At 73.1% G+C, this 21,090-nt stretch carries 14 protein-coding genes; 8 read left to right on the top strand and 6 right to left on the bottom strand.

The genetic code is table 11. The features are described from left to right. The first annotated feature begins 47 nt into the window (after positions 1–47). The 4 genes from pepN (GA0115240_RS32135) to GA0115240_RS32150 all read left to right on the top strand — a co-directional run bounded on the left by pepN (GA0115240_RS32135) (position 48) and on the right by GA0115240_RS32150 (position 6,822). Positions 48–2,618, top strand: a complete 2,571-nt coding sequence (gene pepN / locus GA0115240_RS32135; RefSeq protein ID WP_093742249.1) for an aminopeptidase N — start codon at positions 48–50, stop codon at positions 2,616–2,618. 336 nt (positions 2,619–2,954) lie between these two features. Continuing rightward, on the top strand, positions 2,955–3,545 hold the full coding sequence (locus GA0115240_RS32140) for a GNAT family N-acetyltransferase (protein ID WP_093742305.1): 591 nt from the start codon (positions 2,955–2,957) through the stop codon (positions 3,543–3,545). Positions 3,546–3,877: 332 nt separating this feature from the next. Next, the gene (locus GA0115240_RS32145) at positions 3,878–5,305 is read left to right on the top strand and encodes an alkaline phosphatase family protein (protein WP_093742251.1); all 1,428 of its coding nucleotides are present in this window, start codon (positions 3,878–3,880) and stop codon (positions 5,303–5,305) included. Between the two features lie 173 nt (positions 5,306–5,478). Further along, positions 5,479–6,822, top strand: a complete 1,344-nt coding sequence (locus GA0115240_RS32150; RefSeq protein WP_141709043.1) for an MFS transporter — start codon at positions 5,479–5,481, stop codon at positions 6,820–6,822. A gap of 85 nt (positions 6,823–6,907) precedes the next feature. On the opposite strand, the gene GA0115240_RS32155 is transcribed toward GA0115240_RS32150, so the two are convergent. The 5 genes from GA0115240_RS32155 to pepN (GA0115240_RS32175) all read right to left on the bottom strand — a co-directional run bounded on the left by GA0115240_RS32155 (position 6,908) and on the right by pepN (GA0115240_RS32175) (position 16,933). Then, positions 6,908–7,150 carry a hypothetical protein gene (locus GA0115240_RS32155; RefSeq protein ID WP_093742253.1) on the bottom strand — a complete coding sequence of 81 codons (243 nt, stop codon included), beginning with the start codon at positions 7,148–7,150 and terminating at the stop codon, positions 6,908–6,910. Positions 7,151–7,198: 48 nt separating this feature from the next. Beyond that, positions 7,199–9,277, bottom strand: a complete 2,079-nt coding sequence (malQ, locus tag GA0115240_RS32160; protein ID WP_093742255.1) for a 4-alpha-glucanotransferase — start codon at positions 9,275–9,277, stop codon at positions 7,199–7,201. A 280-nt stretch (positions 9,278–9,557) separates the two neighbouring features. Beyond that, the gene (locus tag GA0115240_RS32165) at positions 9,558–12,905 is read right to left on the bottom strand and encodes a S8 family serine peptidase (protein WP_237555383.1); all 3,348 of its coding nucleotides are present in this window, start codon (positions 12,903–12,905) and stop codon (positions 9,558–9,560) included. 217 nt (positions 12,906–13,122) lie between these two features. Continuing rightward, complete coding sequence (locus GA0115240_RS32170) at positions 13,123–14,151, bottom strand: hypothetical protein (protein ID WP_237555384.1); 1,029 nt, start codon at positions 14,149–14,151, stop codon at positions 13,123–13,125. 187 nt (positions 14,152–14,338) lie between these two features. Next, complete coding sequence (gene pepN / locus GA0115240_RS32175; RefSeq protein ID WP_093742262.1) at positions 14,339–16,933, bottom strand: aminopeptidase N; 2,595 nt, start codon at positions 16,931–16,933, stop codon at positions 14,339–14,341. A gap of 242 nt (positions 16,934–17,175) precedes the next feature. Here pepN (GA0115240_RS32175) and GA0115240_RS32180 point away from each other — a divergent pair, with 242 nt between their 5' ends. From GA0115240_RS32180 to GA0115240_RS32195, 4 genes are all read left to right on the top strand, one after another. Continuing rightward, complete coding sequence (locus tag GA0115240_RS32180; protein ID WP_093742265.1) at positions 17,176–17,835, top strand: mycothiol-dependent nitroreductase Rv2466c family protein; 660 nt, start codon at positions 17,176–17,178, stop codon at positions 17,833–17,835. Between the two features lie 14 nt (positions 17,836–17,849). Next, a complete protein-coding gene (locus GA0115240_RS32185) occupies positions 17,850–18,236 on the top strand; it encodes a VOC family protein (protein ID WP_093742268.1) in 387 nt (128 codons plus the stop codon). 162 nt (positions 18,237–18,398) lie between these two features. After that, positions 18,399–18,887, top strand: coding sequence for a ribose-5-phosphate isomerase (locus GA0115240_RS32190; protein ID WP_093742270.1), 489 nt, complete (start codon positions 18,399–18,401; stop codon positions 18,885–18,887). 8 nt (positions 18,888–18,895) lie between these two features. Continuing rightward, on the top strand, positions 18,896–19,726 hold the full coding sequence (locus GA0115240_RS32195; protein ID WP_093742271.1) for an Fpg/Nei family DNA glycosylase: 831 nt from the start codon (positions 18,896–18,898) through the stop codon (positions 19,724–19,726). 42 nt (positions 19,727–19,768) lie between these two features. Here the strand turns inward: GA0115240_RS32195 and GA0115240_RS32200 are convergent, their stop codons facing one another. Further along, complete coding sequence (locus tag GA0115240_RS32200) at positions 19,769–20,998, bottom strand: GNAT family N-acetyltransferase (RefSeq protein ID WP_093742273.1); 1,230 nt, start codon at positions 20,996–20,998, stop codon at positions 19,769–19,771. Positions 20,999–21,090 lie beyond the last annotated feature (92 nt).

Raw genomic sequence — 21,090 nt, forward strand, 5'->3', positions numbered from 1 at the left:
GGCGTGCGAGGATGGCCGCCTCACCTGACAAGAAGGAGTGGGCCGCTGTGGCTGGTACGAACCTCACGCGTGAGGAGGCGCAGGAGCGTGCGCGTCTGCTCGGCGTCGACGCCTACGCGATCGAGCTGGACCTGAGCGGCGCCCAGGACGGAGGCACCTTCCGGTCGGTGACGACCGTGCGGTTCGACGCTGCCGAGGCGGGCACGGCGACCTTCATCGACCTGGTGGCCCCCACCGTGCACGAGGTGGTGCTCAACGGCCGGGCGCTGGACGCCGCCGAGGTCTTCGCCGACTCCCGGATCGCGCTGTCCGACCTCCGGGCCGGCGCCAACGAACTGCGGGTGGTGGCGGACTGCGCCTACACCAACACCGGCGAGGGCCTGCACCGCTTCGTCGACCCGGTGGACAAGCAGGTCTACCTCTACAGCCAGTTCGAGGTGCCCGACGCCCGCCGTGTCTTCGCCTCCTTCGAGCAGCCCGACCTCAAGGCGACCTTCACCTTCACCGTGAAGGCCCCGGTCGGCTGGACCGTGGTCTCCAACTCGCCGACGCCGGAGCCGTCCGCCGACGGCGTGTGGGAGTTCGAGCCGACCCCGCGCATGTCCACCTACATCACCGCGGTGATCGCCGGGCCGTACACCTCCGTGCACAGCAGCTGGGAGGGCGACGGCCGCAGCGTCCCGCTGGCCGTCTACTGCCGGCCCTCGCTCGCCGAGCACCTGGACGCGGAAGCGATCTTCGCGGTCACCCGGCAGGGCTTCGACTGGTTCCAGGAGAAGTTCGACTACGCCTACCCGTTCGCCAAGTACGACCAACTCTTCGTCCCGGAGTTCAACGCCGGCGCGATGGAGAACGCGGGCGCGGTCACCATCCGCGACCAGTACGTCTTCCGGTCCAAGGTGACCGACGCCGCCTACGAGGTGCGGGCCGAGACGATCCTGCACGAGCTGGCCCACATGTGGTTCGGCGACCTCGTCACCATGGAGTGGTGGAACGACCTGTGGCTGAACGAGTCGTTCGCCACCTACACCTCCATCGCCTGCCAGGCGCACGCCCCCGGCTCCGACTGGCCGCAGGCGTGGACCACCTTCGCCAACTCCATGAAGACCTGGGCCTACCGGCAGGACCAACTGCCCTCCACCCACCCGATCATGGCCGAGATCACCGACCTGGACGACGTGCTCGTCAACTTCGACGGCATCACGTACGCCAAGGGCGCCTCCGTCCTCAAGCAGCTCGTCGCCTATGTGGGGATGGACGAGTTCTTCGCCGGCGTGCAGGCATATTTCAAGCGGCACGCCTGGGGCAACACCCGGCTGTCCGACCTGCTGGGCGCGCTGGAGGAGACCTCCGGCCGTGACCTGAAGACCTGGTCCACGGCGTGGCTGGAGACGGCCGGCATCAATGTGCTGCGCCCCGAGCTGACCGTGGACGACCAGGGCTTCGTCACCGCCTTCGCGGTACGCCAGGAGGCGCCCGCACTGCCGGCCGGCGCCAAGGGCGAGGCGGTGCTGCGCCCGCACCGGATCGCGGTCGGCGCCTACGACCTGCGAGACGGCAAGCTGGTCCGCAGCAGCCGGATCGAGCTGGACGTGGACGGCGAGCTGACCGAGGTGCCCTTCCCGCCGAACACCCGCCGCCCCGACGTCGTACTGCTCAACGACGACGACCTGTCGTACGCCAAGATCCGGCTGGACGAGCAGTCGCTGGCCACCGTCCGGGACCACCTGGGGGACTTCACCGAGTCGCTGCCCCGCGCGCTGGTCTGGGCGGCGGCCTGGGACATGACGCGGGACGGCGAGCTGCCCGCGCGGGACTACCTGGAGCTGGTGCTGCACGGCATCGGCAAGGAGACCGACATCGGCGTGGTGCAGTCGCTGCACCGCCAGGTGAAGCTGGCCCTCGACCTGTACACCGACCCGGCCTGGCGGGAGACCGGCCTGGCCCGCTGGACCGAGGCGGCCCTGGAGCACCTGACAGCCGCGGTGCCGGGGAGCGACCACCAGCTCGCCTGGGTCCGCGCCTTCGCCGCGACCGCCCGCACCCCCGAGCAGCTCGACCTGCTGCAGGGCCTGCTGGACGGTTCGCGCTCCTTCGAGGGCCTGGCCGTGGACACCGACCTGCGCTGGAGCCTGCTGGGCCGGCTGGCCGCGACCGGCCGGGCCGACGAGGCGGCGATCGACGCGGAACTGGTCCGCGACGCGACCTCGGCGGGCGAGCAGCACGCCGCGGGGGCCAAGGCGGCCCGGCCCGCGGCCGAGGTCAAGGCAGCGGTGTGGACCTCCGTGATCGAGGATGAGAAGCTGCCCAACTCGATCCTCGAAGCGCGCATCGGCGGCTTCGTCCAGACCGACCAGCGCGAGCTGCTCGCCCCCTACACCGAGCGGTACTTCGCGGTGGTCAAGGACGTGTGGGAGACGCGCAGCTACGAGATGGCCCAGCAGATCGTGGTCGGGCTCTACCCCTCGCTCCAGGTCTCCCGGGCCACGTTGGACGCCACCGACGCCTGGCTGGCCTCGGCCCAGCCGGTCGCGGCCCTGCGCCGTCTGGTGGTCGAGTCCCGCGCGGGCGTCGAGCGGGCCCTGAAGGCCCAGCAGGTGGACGCGGCGGCCGGCTGACGCACGGGTCGGCGGGCGGGCGGTCCGCCGGGTCGACCGGCGGTCGGACCCGGGTGATCCGGCGGACCCGGCGGATCACCAAGGCGGCGGCCGATCGGGCTGCCTGCCCGCCGCCCGCCCGCCGGCCGACTGCCCGCCGGACTGCCCGCCGGACTACTCGCCGGGCTGCCGGCTGGCTGAGCTGACGGCTGACCAGCCTCCCGGGCGGGCATCTCGGGGTGCCAGGATGCCGGTGTGACCGACGCACCCGACGGGCCCCCCGCTCCCGGCCCACCCGACGTCCCCGGCGCGCCCCTGACGCCCTCCGGTCCCGGCGTGCCGCGCGGCGGCCCCCGCATGCCGCCGCCCGCCGCCGGCGTGGCCGGCTCGCGGGAGGCGGTCCGGATCCGTACCGTCCACACGGCCGAGCTCGCGCCCGCCGAGCGGGCCGCGCTGCGCTCGCTGCTGGAGGAGGCGTTCGCCGGCCACCCGGACGGCGACTTCGACGACGCCGACTGGGACCACACCATCGGCGGTATGCACGCCCTCGCCTGGGAGGGCGCCGCGCTGATCGGGCACGCCGCGGTGGTCCAGCGGCGGCTGCTGCACCGCGGCCGGGCGCTGCGGACCGGATATGTGGAGGGTGTCGCCGTCCGGGCGGACCGGCGCGGGCAGGGACACGGCGCCGCCGTGATGGCCGCCGCCGAGCGGATCATCCGCGGCGCCTACGAGCTGGGCGCGCTGGCCAGCGCGCAGGCCGCCACCGCCTTCTACACCGGCCGCGGCTGGCAGCCCTGGCGGGGCCCGACCGCCGTCCTCACCCCCGAGAACGGCATCACCCCCACCCCGGACGAGGACGGCTGGATCCACGTCCTCCCCGTCGCCGGCACGACGCTGGACCAGTCCGCCACGCTGACCTGCGACTGGCGACCCGGCGAGGTGTGGTGATCCGCTCCTGCGGCGATCACCCGAAGGGATGAACCGCACCGCCCGGCGCCACGGCCGCCGCCCCCCGCGCCGGACCGGCCCGACCCGCCCGCGGCAGGGCTCCTGACACCCCATCGGGCCCCGTCGGAGATCACTTCGGCGTGCCTCCGGTCATGGCTGGGCAAAGCACGAAAAGGTGTGGCCAACCGCTTCCTGCTCGTTGGTCACGTGTTCACCGGTAGCCCCCATCGCCACATGCTCATCTCCCGAAAGAGTTTTGAGGGGTCCCCGATAAGGACCCAGCACCGGCAGCTCCAGGCTTCGCAGGCTCAAAGCTCTAGGAGGAAACGTTCATGGCCGAGTTGACACGACGGCGGCTCCTCGGATCGGCGGCAGGGGCCATCGGCGGGGCGGCAGCGCTCTCGCTGCTGCCCCCCAGCGTGCAGAAGGCGGTGGCGGCGGGGCCGCCGAGCCGCAGCTCGATTCAGGACATCAAGCACATCGTCCTGCTGATGCAGGAGAACCGCTCCTTCGACCACTACTTCGGCACGCTGTCCGGCGTCCGCGGCTTCAGTGACCCCAACGCGCTCAAGCTGTCCAGCGGGCGCAAGGTGTTCTACCAGCCGGACACGGTCAATCCCGACGGCTACCTGCTGCCGTTCCACCTCGACACCAAGACCACCAGCGCCCAGGCCATCCCGTCCACCAGCCACGCCTGGTCGGTGCAGCACCAGGCGTGGAACAACGGCAAGATGGACAAGTGGCTGCCCGCGCACCGCTCCGCGGACGGCGCCAACGGCCCCTACGTGATGGGCTACTACACCCGCGAGGACATCCCCTTCCAGTTCGCCCTCGCCGAGAACTTCACCATCTGCGACAACTACTTCTGCTCGGTCATGGGCCCGACCTGGCCCAACCGCCTCTACTGGATGACCGGCACCATCGACCCGGGCGGCACCAAGGGCGGCCCGGTCATCTCCAACAGCGCGCCCAAGCCGTACACCTGGACCACCTACGCCGAGCGCCTGCAGGCCGCCGGCGTGAGCTGGAAGGTCTACCAGCAGGACGACGACTACGGCTGCAACATGCTGGAGAACTTCGCCAACTTCAAGAACGCCAAGTCCGGCTCCCCGCTGTACGAGCTCGGTGTGCGACCGGGCGCCGAGGGCACCTTCGAGGACGACGCGCGCAACGACCGCTTGCCGACCGTCTCCTGGATCATCCCCACCAGCACCCAGTCCGAGCACCCGGACTACCTGCCGGCCGCCGGCGCGGACTTCGTGGCCCAGAAGATCGAGGCCATCGCGTCCAACCCCGCGGTGTGGGCCAAGACCGCCTTCATCCTCAACTACGACGAGAACGACGGCCTGTTCGACCACGTGGCCCCGCCGGTCGCGCCCGCGGGCACCGCCGCCGAGTTCGTGCAGAACCTGCCGATCGGCGCCGGCTTCCGGGTGCCGGCCATCATCATCTCCCCGTGGACCGTGGGCGGATACGTGGCCAGCGAGGCGTTCGACCACACCTCGCCGCTGCGGCTGCTCGAAACCGTCACCGGCGTCCAGGAGACCAACATCTCCGCCTGGCGGCGCCGTACCTTCGGCGACCTGACCTCGGTGTTCCGCTTCACCGACACCCACCCCACCCCGCCCGCGCTGCCCGACGACACCGCGGCGCAGCTGACCCAGGCCGAGCAGGAAGTGGCGACCCTGCCCAAGCCGACCCTGCCGGGCGCCACCCAGTCGGTTCCCCAGCAGGAGTCGGGCTCGCGCCCGCACGTGTAAGCGCGCCCACCCCGCTCGACCGGCTCGACCCGCACCTCCGCACGCCCCGCGCGCCCGCCGGAAAACCGGTGGGCGCGCGGCCGTGGCGCGGCTAGAGTCGGCGCCTTTGGCAGGGGGATCCGGAACACCCGCGGCGGCGACGGCCCGGACCGGTGACGGCAGGAGGTAGGCGGATGGCGGCGCCGGGACTCGGCCGCGACTTCCGGGCGCTGTGGGCGGCGAACTCCGTCTCCACGCTCGGCGACGGCATGGTGGCCGCGGCGGCCCCGCTGCTGGTCGCCTCTGTCAGCGACGACCCGGTGCTCATCGGCTTGGCCGTCTTCGTCCAGCAACTGCCCTGGCTGCTCTTCGCCCTGGTCAGCGGCGCGGTCATCGACCGGCTGGACAAGCGGCGGCTGATCGTGGCGGTGGACGTCTCCCGCGGCCTGCTCACCGGGGTCCTCACGCTGGCCGTCTGGTGGGGCCACGCCTCGATCCCGGTGATCTACGCCGTCGCCTTCCTGCTGGGCACCTGCGAGACGCTGGCCGAGACCGCGGCGTCGACCCTGGTCCCGGCGGTGGTGGCGCCGGAACTGCTGCCGAGCGCCAACTCGCGGCTGCACGGCTCGTACTTCGTACTGAACAAGTTCGCCGGGCGCCCGGCCGGCGCGAGCCTGTTCGTGCTGGCGGCGGCGCTGCCGTTCGGCCTCGACGCCGCCTCGTTCCTGGTCTCCGCGCTGCTGGTGGCCACCATGCGCGGGGTGCGCGCACCGGCCGGGCGGCCGGGGCCGGACGGGCCGGCTCCGGCGGACGGGCCGGGGCCGGCCCGGTCGATCCGGGCGGACATCCGCGACGGGCTGCGCTGGCTGTGGCGCGAGCCGGTGATCCGGATGCTGACGCTCGCGCTGTGCCTGATGAACGTCACCCTCACCGCAGGCTTCTCGATCATGGTCCTCTATGCCCGCGACCGGCTGGGCCTCGGCGACATCGGCTACGGATTCCTGCTCGCCGCAAGCGCCGTCGGCGGGATCCTCGGCGCGCTGCTGGCCCCGCGGCTGCAGTCCTGGTTCCGGGCGTCGGTGCTGCTGCGGGCCGGGCTGGTGGTCGAGACGCTGACGCATGTCGGCCTGGCGCTGGCCGGTACGGCGGCGGCCGCGTTCTGCGTCCTGGTCGCGTTCGGCGTGCACTCGTCGGTCTTCGCCGGGATCGAGACCACCTTCCGGCAGCGGCGGGTTCCCGAGGAACTGCGCGGCCGGGTGGGGAGCGTCTTCATGATGTTCGCGATCGGCGGCAACGCGGTGGGGGCGCTCATCGGCGGCCCGCTGGTGAGCTGGCGGGGTGTCGCGGCGCCGTTCTGGTTCTCGGCGGTGGCGATGACCGCGGTCACCGCGCTGTGCTGGCGCCCGTTCGGCCGCAATCTGCCGGCCGCGGCGGGCGGGGCAGCCGTGGGGGCCGGGGAAGCCGAGGCGACCGGGGGAGCGGGGGCGGGCGGGCCGGCGCCGGGGACGGCGTCCGGGGAGGCGTACCCCGTGCCGTGAGCGAGCCCCGCGGCGCCGTGCGGGCAGCACTCGGCCCCCGGCGGCCCTCGGGCGGGCGGGACGGGGGCTCAGGCGCGGAGCGCCGTCAGTGGTCCTTCTGCTTGCGGGGCCGCTCGGACAGGATGACCAGGCCCGCGATGATCCCGAAGGCCACCAGCGGCGTCGCGACGAACAGGCCGAGCGTCTGCAGCACGTTCAGACCCGGACCCGGGTCGTCACCGTCGTCCCGGACCACCGCGAACGCCGGCGACGAAATGAGCAGCAGCGCTGTCGTGGCGGCGGTGACGAATCCGGCGCGCACGGCCATCTTGTTGAGCTTCTTGTCCACACGTTCAATGTAGTGACCACCCCGGGGCGCCGCGCGCCCGGGGGTGCCTTACGGCGCGCCGTCCGGTCGTCCGCGCCGGGCGGCGTCCGCGACGGCCCGGCGCACCTCGTCGGCGAGCGCGTGCAGCCGGGGCGAGGCGGCCAGTTCCTCCAGGGTCATCGGGGTGCTGTCGGGTCCGGCCACCGGCAGCCGCCAGTTGGGGTACTCCGTCGAGGTGCCCGGCAGATTCTGCGGCCGGCGGTCGCCCACCCCGTCCGGCAGCCACACGCCGACCATCTTCGCCGGGGTGCGCGCCAGGAAGCGGTGCACCGCCTTGACCACGGCTTCCTCGTCGGCCGAGCCCTCCGGCAGCATCCCGAGCCGGCTCAGCTGCGCGATCCACTCGGCGACCTCGCTGGCGTCCGCGGCCTCCTCCTCGGCCAGCGGCCGGGTCAGCAGGCCGAGGCGGTGCCGCAGTTCCACGTGCTCGCCGGTCAGCCGGGCCGCGGTGCTCGGCAGGTCGTGCGTGGTGGCTGTCGCCAGGCAGAGCTCCCGCCAGGCCGCGGGCGGCAGCGGGCGCCGGTCGGCGGGCCGGCCGTCCCGGTCCTGGTAATTGCGTTCGAACCACAGCACCGACGTGCCGAGGATGCCCCGGTCCGTCAACTCCTCGCGGACGCCAGGCTCGACCGTGCCGAGGTCCTCGCCGATCACCACCGCGCCCGCCCGGTGCGCCTCCAGCGCCAGCAGGCCTAGCATCGCCTCGGCGTCGTAGCGGACATAGGTGCCCTCCGTCGGCGGGCGGCCCTGCGGCACCCACCACAGCCGGAACAGGCCCATCACATGGTCCATCCGCAGGCCGCCCGCGTGCCGCAGCATCCGGGAGATCAGATCGCGGTAGGGCGCGTAGCCGGCCGCGGCCAGCGCGTCCGGCCGCCAGGGCGGCAGACCCCAGTCCTGGCCACGGGAGTTGAACGCGTCCGGCGGCGCCCCCACCGACATGCCCGCGGCCAGCACATGCTGCATCGACCAGGCGTCGGAGCCCGACGGGTGCACGCCCACCGCCAGGTCGTGCACGACCCCGATCGGCATGCCGGCGTCCTTCGCGGCCCGCTGCGCGCCTTCGAGTTGGGTGTCGGTCAGCCAGCTCAGCCAGCAGTGGAAGTCCACCCGGTCCAGGTGTTCGCCGCGTGCCCGGGCCACCTGCGGCGAGCGCGGGTCGCGCAGGCCGGCCGGCCAGGAGTGCCAGTCGGGGCCGTGCAGTTCGGCCAGCGTGGACCAGGTCGCGTGGTCGTCCAGCGCCCGGCCCTGCGCGGCCAGGAAGTCGGCGTAGGCGGCCCGCCGGCCGGGGCTCAGCGGCACCTGCCGCAGCAGTTCCAGCGCTGCCGCCTTCAGCGCCCACACCGCGTCCCGGTCGATCAGGGCGTCCTTGAACAGGACGCTCTCGCGCAGCGCGGCGGCCTTGCGCAGCAGCGGCTCGGCCTGCTCGCGGGCCTCGGGGGGGAGATAGGCGTATTCGGGGACGTCCTCGATCCGCAGGTACACCGGGTCGGGGAAGCGCCGGGACGACGGCCGGTACGGCGAGGGGTCCGTCGGGTGGCCGGGGACGGCCGCGTGCAGCGGGTTGATCTGCACGAATCCCGCGCCGAGGGTCCGGCCGGACCAGGCGGCCAGATCGGCCAGGTCCGCGAGGTCGCCCATGCCCCAGGAGCGGGAGGACAGCGTGGAGTACAGCTGCGCCATGAAGCCGAACGTCCGGCCGGGCGGGCCTTCGAGGCGGCGCGGCGCCACCACGAGGTCGCCGCGCGCGGTCCGGCCGTCCCCGGCCTCGGCCCGCAGGACGTAGCCGCCCGGCGAAGTGGGGGCGGCGGCCCCCGGCTCCAGCGGCACGCCGTTGAGCAGGGTGCCCTCGGGGAGCAGGGGCAGGGCCGCCCCCGCCCGGACCACGGTCAGGGGCGGCAGCAGCCGGCCGGCCGCGCGCTGTTCGTGCGCGTCCAGGGCGTCGCGGACCGCGCGATCGGTACTGGCGTCCACACCGAGCGCCGCCAGCACGGCCACCACGGTCTCCTCGGGAACGGCCACCTCCGCCCCCGGAGCGGGCCGGTACGTCACGTCCACGCCGTACAGGGCAGCCAGGCGCACCCGGTCCATCGAGTCTCCGTCCTCACAACGCACGCGTAAGCCTTACGCCGCACATTCTCCCCCTACCCATCGCCGGGGGGTCAGGTGCGTGCGCCGCGCGGGCTTTTTGTTTCCGGTCGGCGGCCACCTGTTCGGATCCGCCGCCGGCTTGCCCCGCCCGGGAACGGCAGAGCGGGGCGGGCGCCCCCTGAGCGCCCGCCCCGCTCTGCTCCCCCAGGAGGGACTTCGGTGCCGGTGCGGCGCCGTATGGGTCACGGCGCCGACTTTTTTCGGACCGGGGAGGATCCGGTCAGGACACCGTCCTGGTGATGATCACACTGCCGCGGCCCGCCACCGTGCCGCGAGCGTCGAGCAGCTGCACCTCACCGAAGAACTGCCGCCCGGCGGGCGCCGCCGAGGACGCCAGGACCGAGGCCGAGACCTGGGCGGAGGCGCCGTGCGGCAGGTTCACCGTCGCGGAGTCGTCCACCGCGACCCGGCCGAGGCTGTCGGCGAAGTAGACGTCCTCGTAGGCGTAGGCGGTCGAGCCGGACGGCACCGAGTAGCCGTCGACCTCGAAGGTGTAGGTGCCGGCCGCCGGATCGGTCAGGCTGACCGCTTCCTCGGCGTCGCCGTCCGCGGACTGCCCGATCAGCACCCCGTCCCGGTACACGTACAGATCGAGGTCGGCTGCGGTGTCCGACGGCGAACCGATGGAGACGTCGAGCCGCGAGACGCCCGCGCCCAAGGTGAGTTCGGTGGTCTGGACGGCGCCCTGCGTGATCGTCGGCTTCGCGGTGAGCGCCGAGCCGAGCGGTCCGCCGCGCAGCTTGCCCTGGAGGCCGGCGAAGTTGTTGGTCACCTGCCAGGTCGCGGCGCCGGGCGTGCCGACGGTGGCCTCGTCGATGGTCTGCGTGGCCGGGTCGAAGGCCGCGCCGAGCACCGAGACCATCAGCCGGTAGGGGTTGTCCAGCTGCGGCGAGGTGCGGCGCGCCTCGACCTCGATCTCCCACACGCCCGGCAGCGGGTCGGCGTAGGACCGCAGGTCCGGCCGGCAGGTGTTCGCCGGGTTGTTGTAGTTCGGGTAGCAGTCCGGGGTCTGCGTCGAGTCCAGCGGCACACCGTAGGGGTGCATGGTCTCGAACCGGGTCTGGCTGCCCGGCTTCAGTCCGTCCATCGCGACCTCCAGCGAGGTCGCGCCGGCCGGCACGGTGAAGAAGTACGAGGTGGTGGCGTCCCGGCCGATGCTGCCGGAGCGGGTCAGCGTGTACGACGGGCCGGCCAGCGGGGTGGAGGCGACCGCCGTCACCGCGATCTGGGTGTCGGTGCCGCGGGTCAGCGGGTCGTCGAGGTCGAGCAGCGCGCTGTGCGTCCCGGCCGTCCGCGGCTGGGCGACGACGCGCACGGTGACCGGCGTGTTCAGCGGCAGCCGCACCCGCGGGCCGGCCAGCGAGAAGGTGCCGTCGTTGTGCGCCCAGCGCAGCTGCTGCGGCCCGGCGCCGGCCGCGCCGCCGGTGCGGGTCACGGTGATGTCGTACGTCCTGCGCTGGCCGGTCTTCAGGCCGCCCTCGCGGTCGTAGACGCCGGTGCCGAAGCCCGGGGTCTGCAGGAAGCCGGACAGCGCGGTGTTCACCGGCGCCTTGACGGTGTAGGTGTCGGCCGAGACGCCCCGCTTGAGCAGGTCCCAGGCCGGGCCGACGGCGATCAGGCCGGCGCCCTCCTGGATGGTCTGGGTGCCGCGGATGTGCCGGGCGGTGCTGGTGATCGCGGTCCGCAACTGGGCGGGGCTGACGGGCAGATGGCGGGCCTTGGCCGCGGACAGCAGCAGCGCCGCGGCGCCGGTGGCCTGCGGGGAGGCCATCGAGGTGCCCTGCAGCATGGCGTAGCCGGGCGGCAGGCTGTAGCCGGCCTCGGCGACCGGGGCCCCGGGCTCCCAGGTGGGGATGGTGTTGATCGACGCGCCGGGGGCGGTGACGACCGGGGCGAGGCCGCCGTCCTCGCGCGGGCCGCGCGAGGAGAAGGGCATCAGCGAGTAGGGCACGTCGGTCACCGAGCCGTAGTCGGCCGCCCAGGTCTCCTTGGAGACCGACGCGGCCACGCTCAGCACGTGGTCGGCGAGTCCGGGGTCGCCGATGGTGTTGACGCCGGGGCCGTCGTTGCCCGCGGAGATCACCAGCTGCACGCCGTAGGTGTCGATCAGCTCCTTGTAGAGCTGGTCCCGGGCGCTGGCGCCGTCGTTGAGCGAGCCGAGGCCGCCGATGGACATGTTGACGATGTCCACGTGCCGGTTGACGACGAGGTCGATCATGCCCTCGGTCAGCGCGATGGTGGTGCAGCCGCCGGTCCAGGTGCAGGCGCGCGAGGAGACGATCTTCGCGCCGGGCGCGGCGCCGTTCATCCGGCCGCCGAACAGGCCGTTGGCGGCGGTGATGCCGGCCACGTGGGTGCCGTGCTCGGACTCCACCACGCCGATGTTCACGAAGTCCGCGGTCTTGCCGACCCAGGTCCCGCCGTAGGGGTCCATGGGCACGTTCTTGCGGATCTCGACGGTGAAGGGCACCGACTCCGAGATCGCGGTCCCCGGGTCGTCCGTGCCGAAGTGGCCGATCTGGAAACCGTCCTTGTACGGCTTCATCGCGGTGTCGTCGGTGAAGTCGCCGTTGTTGTCCAGGTCCACCCGCACGGTGCCGGCCGCCGGGTCGTAGAGCAGGCCCCACACGTCGGTGGTGTCGCCGTCGCGGTTCAGGTCGCCGTTCTCGTCGCCGCCCTTGGTGGCGGCCTCTGCGAAGGTGCTGAACAGGTACGAGCCGGCCGGCGCGGTCCAGGTGCGGCCGGCGGTGGTGAAGCCCGGCCCGGTCACCGCGGTGACCATCGGCCGCCAGGTGGCGTCCCCGTCCAGGATCGGGTCGGTCGCGGTCACCCAGTCGACGATCTTGCGCTCGCCGGTGGTGGTCCTCTGCAGTGCCGGGTGGCCGACGTCCACGCCCGCGTCCAGGATGCCGACGGTCACGCCCCGCCCGTCGTTGCCCGGGTGGTCGTGCACGAAGTCGACCGCGCCGGTCTCGAAGGCCGGCTGGTACGGGTTCTTGGCCGGGGTGTGCCGGTCCGGACCGGGGTAGGTCGTCGCGGGCTTGCCGTGCCGGGCGGCCGCGGCGGCGGTGTCCGCGGCCGGCGTCGGGTCGTCCAGGGCGATCTCCTGCTTGAGGTCGATCGCGAGCACCTGGGGAAGCTTCTGGGCCGCCGCGATCGCCGCGTCCGCTTTAGCGGTGGGCACGGTGGCGCGTACATAGCCGAGTCGGTCGTACGTCCGGCCGACGCTGGCGCCCTGCGCGTGCAGCTTCGCGGTGACCTGGGCGGTGTCGCCGGGCGTGGTGGCGAGCATGAAGGTGACGTTCTTGTCGCCGTCCGACTTCGCCTGGGCCAGCAGCGAGGCGTCGGCCGAACCGAGCTTGCCGGCCGCGTCCTTGGCGGGGGTGTGCTGGGCCGGGGTGGCGCCGGCCCAGCTGGTGGCGGAGGTTGCGGAGGCGGCGGTGGAGGCGGTGGGCGCCGGGTCGGCGACCGCGAGCGCGGGCCCGGCGGCCGCCAGCGCGGCGACCAGGCCCGCGGCCAGCGCCGTGCGGACCGCGCGTCTCTTCGCGGATATGTGATCGAAAGGCATGGGCATCCCTGTTCGCACAATGGAGGTCTGTTCGGAGTGCGGAGTCGCACGACCGCTCACACTGATGGAATGGGCTGCTCTTTGGGGAGTGTTGACCTGGTTATGGTCTGCCGATGACGTAAACCCGCCAACCGTCAATCCGGATGACTACGGACGAACAGGGGTGAAAAGGCCGGGGGTTGTGGGGGAGGGGTGAACAGTCGGTGCGCGCTCGTGCTCAGCGCGGGGTGACGACGAGGTAGGCGGCCGGAGTGCGGTCGGCGGACGCGACGAGGGCGGTCCTGACCACCGTCGCCTGCTGATCGAGCGCGTCGCGCAGTTTGGCGAGGGTCAGGTGCACCACGGTGACGCCCAGGGCCTCCAGTTGCTCGCGCAGGCGCACGCACCGGTCCCATTCCGCGGCGTCGTCGGCCGCGCCGATCCGGGCGTCCACCACCACCGCCACCCCGTGTTCCGGCCAGAAGGCGTCCACCGCGCCGAGCGGCGGCCCGCCCGGCAGCCGCAGGTCGACGTTCCACGCCGGGTCGGGCAACTGCCCGCAGCGCGCCATGGTGTACAGCCGCTGCTCGGCCGTCCTGCGGCCGGCCGCCCGCAGCGCCGGCAACGCGGCGGCCACGCAGGGCCGTTCCAGCAGCCCGGCGGCGGACAGCTCACGCAGGACCGACACCGGGTCGCAGTGCCCGCGCCGCACCGCCTCGGTGAGCAGCCGCCGGACGGCCTCGGTGTCGTCGAGCCCCGCGACGGTGTCGGCCAGTGCGCGCGCCACCGGCGCGCAGGGCAGCCCGCCGACGTCGTGCGGGCGGGGGAGTTCGCGCACCCGGTGGATGCGCACGTCCCCGGCGTCGCGCAACCGCCGCTGGTGCGGCACCAGCACGTCGATCACCGGCGGTCCGGCGGGCGCCACGACCGCCCCGAAGTGGTGCAGCGCCAGCGCGGCGGGGCCGGTCACCAGCGCCGCCGGCCCGCCGGCCCGGGTGTGCTGCCCGGCGTACAGCAGCGCCGCCCGCACCCGTTCCTCGCCGCTGGGCGCGCCCGGATGCAGCAGGTACACCTGCGGGAGCACCTGCCGCCAGGGCCCGCCGGTCCGGGAGCGTTCGGCGAGCACCGCGGGGGTCACCCCGAGCGCCCGCAGCTGACGTGCCGTCAGCACGGTGCGGGGTGCGGCTCCGAGGCCGTCCGAGGGGGGAAGGAGGTCTGAGGTCTGCCGGTTCACGTTCATGGCCAGGTCGTTCCCGTCCGCGCCCATGCCGCTAACCGCTGTTACACGCCCGTCGACAAACCGGGACAAGCCCGCGCTAAAGTCCACCTGTTCGGATGCCGATGGAGGTCATTCCCCCGTACGGGTGAGGCCACACGCCCGACCAGCGGGCTTTCCGCCCGCCCCGCGGACCGGGCGCCGCCGCCGGTACGAACGGCGGCGCCCGGCGGGCGTTTCAGCGCCCCGCGTCGCAGGACTGGGCGCGCAGCGCCCGGGCCAGGTCGTCGCGCGACTCCAGGACGAGGCGGCGCAGGGCCGGCGCCGCGGAGGCGTGCGTGGTGAGCCAGGCGTCGGTGGCCGCCAAGGTGGCCTCCCGGTCCTGCAGGGACGGGAACAGCCCGCGCACCACGGACATGCCGATCTCGATCGAGCGGGACTCCCACAGCCCTTCGATCGCGGCGAAGTACGGCTCCGCGTAGGGGGCGACGAGCTCGCGCGCGCCGGGCTGGGCGAAGCCGGCGATGGTCGCCTCGACCAGCGCGTTGGACAGCGCGTCGGACCCCACCACCGCCTCCCAGGCCGCCGCCTTCACCTCGGCCGACGGGCGCGCCGCCAGACACCGGACCTCGTGCCGGTGCCCGGAGGCGGTGTCGTCCCTGGCCCGCTCGGCGGCGATCACCGCCGCGTCCGCCACGCCCCGCGCGGTCAGCGTCTCCAGGAAGGTCCAGCGCAGCTCCTGGTCCACGTCGAGCCCGTCGACCTTCGCCGTGCCGTCCAACAGCCCCTGGAGCAGCTGGAGATCGGCCGCCGACGTGGCCACCGCCGCGAAGAACCGCGCCCATGCCAGCTGATGCCCGCTGCCCGGCTCGGCCGCCCGCAACTCCCGCAGCGCGCCCTGCGCCTGCTCCCGCGCCGCCTGCTCGCGCGCGTCCGGCGCCACATAGTGGATCAGCGCGGACCTGGCCTGCTGGTGCAGCGACTGGAGCACCCCGATGTCGCTCTCCCGCCCGGCGAACCGCAGCACCAGGTCCAGGTAGTCGCGGGCCGGCATCAGCGCGTCCCGGGTCAGATTCCACACCGCCGACCAGAGCAGCGCCCGCGCCAGCGGATCGGTCACGTCGCCGAGCCGCTCGCGGACGGTGTCCAGCGACGCCTCGTCGAAGCGGATCTTGCAGTAGGTCAGGTCCTCGTCGTTGACCAGCACCAGGTCCGGCCGCTGCTGCCCGGCCAGCTCCGCCACCACCGTCGCCGGACCCGCCACATCCGTCTCGGCCCGGGCGTAGCGCTCCACGCCGCCGCCGGCCACCCGCCGGTACAGGCCGACCGCCACCCGGTGCGGCCGCAGCACCTGGTGCGCCGGGTCCGCCGTCTGCAGCACCGACAGCTCGGTGATCCGTCCCTCGGCGTCGTAGACCACCTGCGGAGTCAGCGAGTTGACCCCGGCGGTCTCCAGCCAGGCCCGGGACCACTGCGTCATCTCCCGGCCCGAGGTCTCCGCCAGCACCGCCAGCAGGTCGGCCAGCGTGGTGTTCCCGTAGGCGTGCCGCTTGAAGTAGCGCCGGGCCGCCTCCAGGAAGGCATCCCGCCCCACGTAGGCCACCAGCTGCTTCAGTACGGACGCGCCCTTGGAGTAGGTGATCCCGTCGAAGTTGAGCTTGGCGTCCTCCAGATCGCGGATGTCGGCCACCACCGGGTGGGTGGAGGGCAGTTGGTCCGCGCGGTACGCCCATGCCTTGCGGCGGTTGGCGAAGGTGATCCATCCCTCGGTGTACTCGGTGGCCTCCACCTGCGAGAAGGTCCCCATGAAGTCGGCGAAGGACTCCTTCAGCCACAGGTCGTCCCACCACCGCATCGTCACCAGGTCGCCGAACCACATGTGCGTCATCTCGTGCAGCACCACATTGGCCCGGTGCTCGTACGACGCCCGGGTCACCTTGCCGCGGAAGACGAACTCCTCCCGGAAGGTGACACATCCGGGGTTCTCCATCGCGCCAAGGTTGTACTCCGGCACGAACGCCTGGTCGTACTTGCCGAACGGGTACGGGTAGCCGAAGTGCTCGTGGAAGAAGTCCAGCCCCTGCTTTGTGACGGTAAAGATCTCGTCCGCGTCGAAGTGCCGGGCCAGCGACCGCCGGCACAGCGCGCTCAGCGGGATGTCCAGCACCGTTGTGTCGTCCAGCGCGCGCGAGTAGTGGTCCTGCTCGACGTGGTACGGGCCGGCCACCACCGCGGTGATGTAGGTGGAGATCGGCTGCGTCGGCAGGAACCGCCAGGTGGCGCCGCCGCCGTCGGCCGGTGCCGGCTCACCTTCCTGGGCGCTGTTGCTGATCACCGTCCAGCCCTCGGGCCCGGTCACCTGGAAGGTGAACGGCGCCTTCAGGTCGGGCTGTTCGAAGGTGGCGAAGACCCGGCGGGCGTCGGCCGGCTCGTACTGCGTGTAGAGGTAGACCTCGTGGTCCTCCGGGTCCTCGAAGCGGTGCAGCCCCTCGCCGGTCCTGCTGTACGCGCAACGCGCGTCGACCACCAGCGTGTTGCGCTCGGCGAGCCCGTCCAGCGCGATCCGGCAGCCGTCGAAGACCAGCGCCGGGTCCAGCTCGCGGCCGTTGAGCCGTACCGAGACGACCTCGGGCGCGATGAGGTCCGCGAAGGAGGCCGCCCCCGGCTGCCCGCAGCGGAAGTCGATCACCGTCGTGGACCGGAAGGTCCGCGGCCCCTGCCCGGAGGCAGGCCCCACCGCGGACCGCACGTCCAGCGCCACGTCGTAGCGCTCGACGGACAGGATCGCGGCCCGGTCACGGGCCTCCTCACGGCTCAGGTTCTCGCTGGGCACGGGCAACTCCTTCGGTCATCCCCGGACAGGTGAATGCGGTGAAAACTCGGTATATCGGGTATACGTACTCGCTGAGCGCTCCGCATCCTCCCATGGGGTACGGATTCACGGCTGCTGGGAATGCCCGCGTGCCGCCGCCCGTTGTCCGCTGAGGATCGTTCCCCGGATTGATCAGCGGATCCCGCCGAAGAACGTCCCAAGGATCGTCGCAACCAGCTGAGCCGTTACACGAGGAGCCCGCAGTGACCACGACCGCCGCCGAGAGCAGCACCGAGACCGCCAAGACACCGGCCGACTTCTGGTTCGACCCGCTGTGCCCCTGGGCCTGGATGACCTCCCGCTGGATGCTGGAGGTCGAGAAGGTCCGCCCGGTCGAGGTGCACTGGCACGTGATGAGCCTCGCGGTGCTCAACGAGGACAAGCTCGACGAGCTCCCCGAGCAGTACGCCGCCTTCCTGCGCGACGCCTGGGGGCCGGTCCGGGTGGTCGTCGCCGCCCAGCAGCTGCACGGCGACGAGGTGGTCGGCCGGCTCTACACCGCCCTCGGCACCCGCTTCCACAACCAGGCCCAGCCCAAGACGCGCGAGACCCTCGTCGCCGCCCTCGAAGAGGTCGGCCTGCCCGCGGACCTGGCCGACTACGCCGACCGCGACACCTACGACACCGAGCTGCGCGCCTCCCACAAGGAAGGCATCGAGAAGGTCGGCCAGGATGTCGGCACCCCCGTCATCGCGGTCCCCGGCGCCGACGGCGAGCAGGTCGCCTTCTTCGGCCCGGTCGTCACCCCCACCCCGCGCGGAGAGCAGGCCGCCAAGCTGTGGGACGGCACCTTGCTGGTGGCCTCGGTCCCCGGCTTCTACGAGATCAAGCGCACCCGTACCGCCGGCCCGAGCTTCGACTGAGAGCGTCCCTTCCCATGCCACACCTCGGCCTGGTGGCCCTCGTCGTCCGTGACTACGACGAGGCCATCGCCTTCTACCGCGACGCCCTGGGCTTCCAGCTCCGCGAGGACACCCCCCGCGAAGACGGCAGCCGCTGGGTCGTCGTGTCCCCGCCCGGCGCCCGCGAGACCTCGCTGCTGCTGTCCCGCGCCGCCACCCCCGCCCAGGCGGGGCACATCGGCGACCAGACGGGCGGCCGCGTCGCCCTCTTCCTCACCACCGACGACTTCGACCGCGACTACAAACGCATGGTCGCCGCCGGGGTCACCTTCGAGGAGGAGCCCCGCTACGAGCCCTACGGCGCGGTCGTGGTCTTCCAGGACCTCTACGGCAACCGCTGGGACCTGATCCAGCCGGTGTAGCCCGACGCGGTCCGCGGACGCGGCCCGTCCGGCGTTCGAGGACGGGACGCGGAGGCAGGCGCCGAGCAGACGCCGCCCGTCCGGCGATCGAGGACGGGCGAGGCCGTGCCCGGCGTCCACCCCCGCCCTGCGCCGCCGCCCCCGCCGTGCAAAACTCATCGCATGCGCGTCTACCTCGGCTCCGACCATGCCGGTTTCGAACTGAAGAACCACCTCGTGGAGTGGCTCGCCGCGACCGGCCACGAGCCGGTCGACTGCGGCCCGCAAGCCCTCGACCCGGGGGACGACTACCCCCCGTACTGCCTGCGGACCGCGACCCGCACCGCCGAGGACCCGGGCACCCTCGGCATCGTCATCGGCGGCTCCGGCAACGGCGAGCAGATCGCCGCCAACAAGGTCAAGGGCGTGCGCGCCGCCCTCGCCTGGAGCGAGCAGACCGCCACCCTGGCCCGCGAGCACAACGACGCCAATGTGCTGAGCATCGGCGCCCGGATGCACTCGCAGCAGGACGCGATGAAGTTCGTCGAGCTCTTCCTGGCCACCCCCTACTCGCACGAAGAGCGCCACCAGCGCCGGATCGACATGCTCGCGGCCTACGAGGCGACCGGCGAGCTGCCGCCCCTCCCGGCCGGCCATCCGCAGCAGGGCTGACCCCGGGCATGCCCGAAGGGCACACGATCCACCGGCTGGCCGCCGACCACGAGCAGCGGTTCGGCGGCCGGCCCGTCCGGGCGAGCAGCCCGCAGGGCAAGTTCTCCGACGGCGCCGCGCTCCTCGACGGACTGGTGATGGAGTCCGCCCAGGCGCACGGCAAGCACCTCTTCCTCGGCTTCGGCCCCGTCGGCTGGGTGCACATCCACCTCGGCCTGATCGGCACCTTCCGCTTCGGCGACGGCCTCGCGCCGCCGCCCACCGCGACCGTACGGCTGCGGCTGGCCACCGCCGGGCACTACGCGGACCTGCGCGGTCCGGCCGGCTGCGAGCTGCTGGTGGAGCCGGAGAAGCAGGCCATCCACGACCGCCTGGGACCCGACCCGCTCCGCCCGGGCGACGACCCCGACCGGGTCTGGGCCCGGATCGCCCGCTCGCGGATCCCGGTCGCCGCCCTGCTGCTGGACCAGAAGGTCATCGCGGGCGTCGGCAACGTCTACCGCGCCGAGGTGCTCTTCCGGCACGGCGTCGACCCGTACCTGCCCGGCCGCGACCTGCCCCGGCCGGTGTGGGACGCGATGTGGGCCGACCTGGTGGAGCTGATGGGCGAGGGCGTACGGAACAACCGGATCGACACCGTGGCGCCCGAGCACACCCCCGAGGCGATGGGCCGCCCGCCGCGCCAGGACGACCACGGCGGCGAGGTCTACGTCTACCGGCGCACCGCCCAGCCGTGCCTGGTCTGCGGCACCGGGATCCGCACCGAGCCCCTCGGCGCCCGCAACCTCTTCTGGTGTCCGGGCTGCCAGCCCGCGCAGGGCGCACCGGCCGGGCACTGACGCCCGGCCGGACGCCTCCCGCGGCGCGCCCCCGCGCGTGCGCTAGAAGCCGTGCGGCAGCCAGGGCTCCGGGTCGGTGCGGAAGGCCGTCGACGCCTCCGCGAGCGCCCCGGTCCGCTCCTCGCGGACCAGTCCCGCCCCGGCCATCGCGGCCAGCCCGAAGCCGCCGAGGTAGGCCGCGCCCAACTCCTTGACGGAAAGACGCAGTTCGGCCGGCTCCGAGGTGCGCTCGCACACCGCGCCCTTGATGTCGCCGGTCAGCCGCCAACGCCCGCTGTTCCAGGGGCAGAAGGCGTCCCCGACATCCAGCACCACATCCACCGGGGCGCTGTACGTACGCGCCGCCAGTGCCGCGCCCACGTCCACCAGCCGTACGTGCAGGCCGTCACGGAAGCCGAGTTGGCAGCGGCGGACGTCCGACACCAGGTGCTGCAGCGGGTCGTCGGCCGGCCGGTTGGTGAAGTGGATCCTCGAGGTGAGGTCGATCGAGGCCAGGAAGTCCCACAGCGCCGCGTACGTCACCGGATCGAGCGCCTCGACGTCGCGCAGCCGGACCGTCTCGTCGGCGCCCGCGGAACTCCACTCGCCGGTCACCGCGTAGCGCGCGTAACCGCGCACCTCGCCGTCCACCTCGGCCAGCAGGCAGTGCAGCGGCCCGGTGCCGTTCCGGCCCGACGGCGGGTCCAGGGCCGCCCGGGTCTCCCAGCCGGGCCGGCGGGCGAGCATCCCGGGCCGGCCGGGGACCAGCCGCGCGTAGACCGCCTCGCAGGCCGCCAGGCCCTCCGCGGCCGACACCAGCCGGAACCGCACCCGCTCGACGCCGGCCGGCCGGCGGAAGGACGTCCGGACGGTGTCGACCGTGCCGTGCAGCTGCTTGCTGCCCACTCCGTAGCCGAAACGGCCGTAAATGGCCGGCTCCGAGGCGGTCAGCACCGCCACCGGCTCCCCGCGGCCGTGGAACTCGTCGAACTGCCTGCGCATCATCGAGGTGAGCAGCCCGCGCCGCCGGTGCGTCGGCTGGACGCTCACCATGGTCACGCCGGGCACGGTGAGGGGTATCCCGCCCGGCACCGTCATGCTGAAGGTGAAGGCGCCCGCGGTGCCGACCATCTCCGGTCCGTCCCAGGCGGCCAGGGTCCGGTCGAACTCGGTGACCCTGCGCCACTGGGCACGCTCCTCCAACGGGTCGGTGGGGCCGCCGAAGGCCCGCTCCAACCGGTTGTACAACGTGTCCCAGTGTTCCGGCGCGAGCTCCCGCAGTTCGATCGTCATATCCCCTGCCTACCAGCCCGCGGTCCCGGCTGCGAACGTATTTCCAGCACCATTTCCGCACTTCGCGGCTCATCTCACAAGTCACCCGCCCT

The sequence above is a fragment of the Streptomyces sp. DvalAA-14 genome (genome assembly GCF_900091855.1).
Lineage (GTDB): Bacteria > Actinomycetota > Actinomycetes > Streptomycetales > Streptomycetaceae > Actinacidiphila.

Bases quoted from the DNA above. Each gene is read 5' to 3' on its own strand.
- GA0115240_RS32200 (WP_093742273.1), bottom strand. From the start codon at position 20,998: ATGACGATCGAACTGCGGGAGCTCGCGCCGGAACACTGGGACACGTTG.
- GA0115240_RS32150 (WP_141709043.1), top strand. From the start codon at position 5,479: ATGGCGGCGCCGGGACTCGGCCGCGACTTCCGGGCGCTGTGGGCGGCG.
- malQ (WP_093742255.1), bottom strand. From the start codon at position 9,277: ATGGACCGGGTGCGCCTGGCTGCCCTGTACGGCGTGGACGTGACGTAC.
- GA0115240_RS32140 (WP_093742305.1), top strand. From the start codon at position 2,955: ATGCCGCCGCCCGCCGCCGGCGTGGCCGGCTCGCGGGAGGCGGTCCGG.
- GA0115240_RS32195 (WP_093742271.1), top strand. From the start codon at position 18,896: ATGCCCGAAGGGCACACGATCCACCGGCTGGCCGCCGACCACGAGCAG.
- GA0115240_RS32190 (WP_093742270.1), top strand. From the start codon at position 18,399: ATGCGCGTCTACCTCGGCTCCGACCATGCCGGTTTCGAACTGAAGAAC.
- GA0115240_RS32165 (WP_237555383.1), bottom strand. From the start codon at position 12,905: ATGCCTTTCGATCACATATCCGCGAAGAGACGCGCGGTCCGCACGGCG.
- GA0115240_RS32145 (WP_093742251.1), top strand. From the start codon at position 3,878: ATGGCCGAGTTGACACGACGGCGGCTCCTCGGATCGGCGGCAGGGGCC.
- GA0115240_RS32170 (WP_237555384.1), bottom strand. From the start codon at position 14,151: ATGGGCGCGGACGGGAACGACCTGGCCATGAACGTGAACCGGCAGACC.
- GA0115240_RS32185 (WP_093742268.1), top strand. From the start codon at position 17,850: ATGCCACACCTCGGCCTGGTGGCCCTCGTCGTCCGTGACTACGACGAG.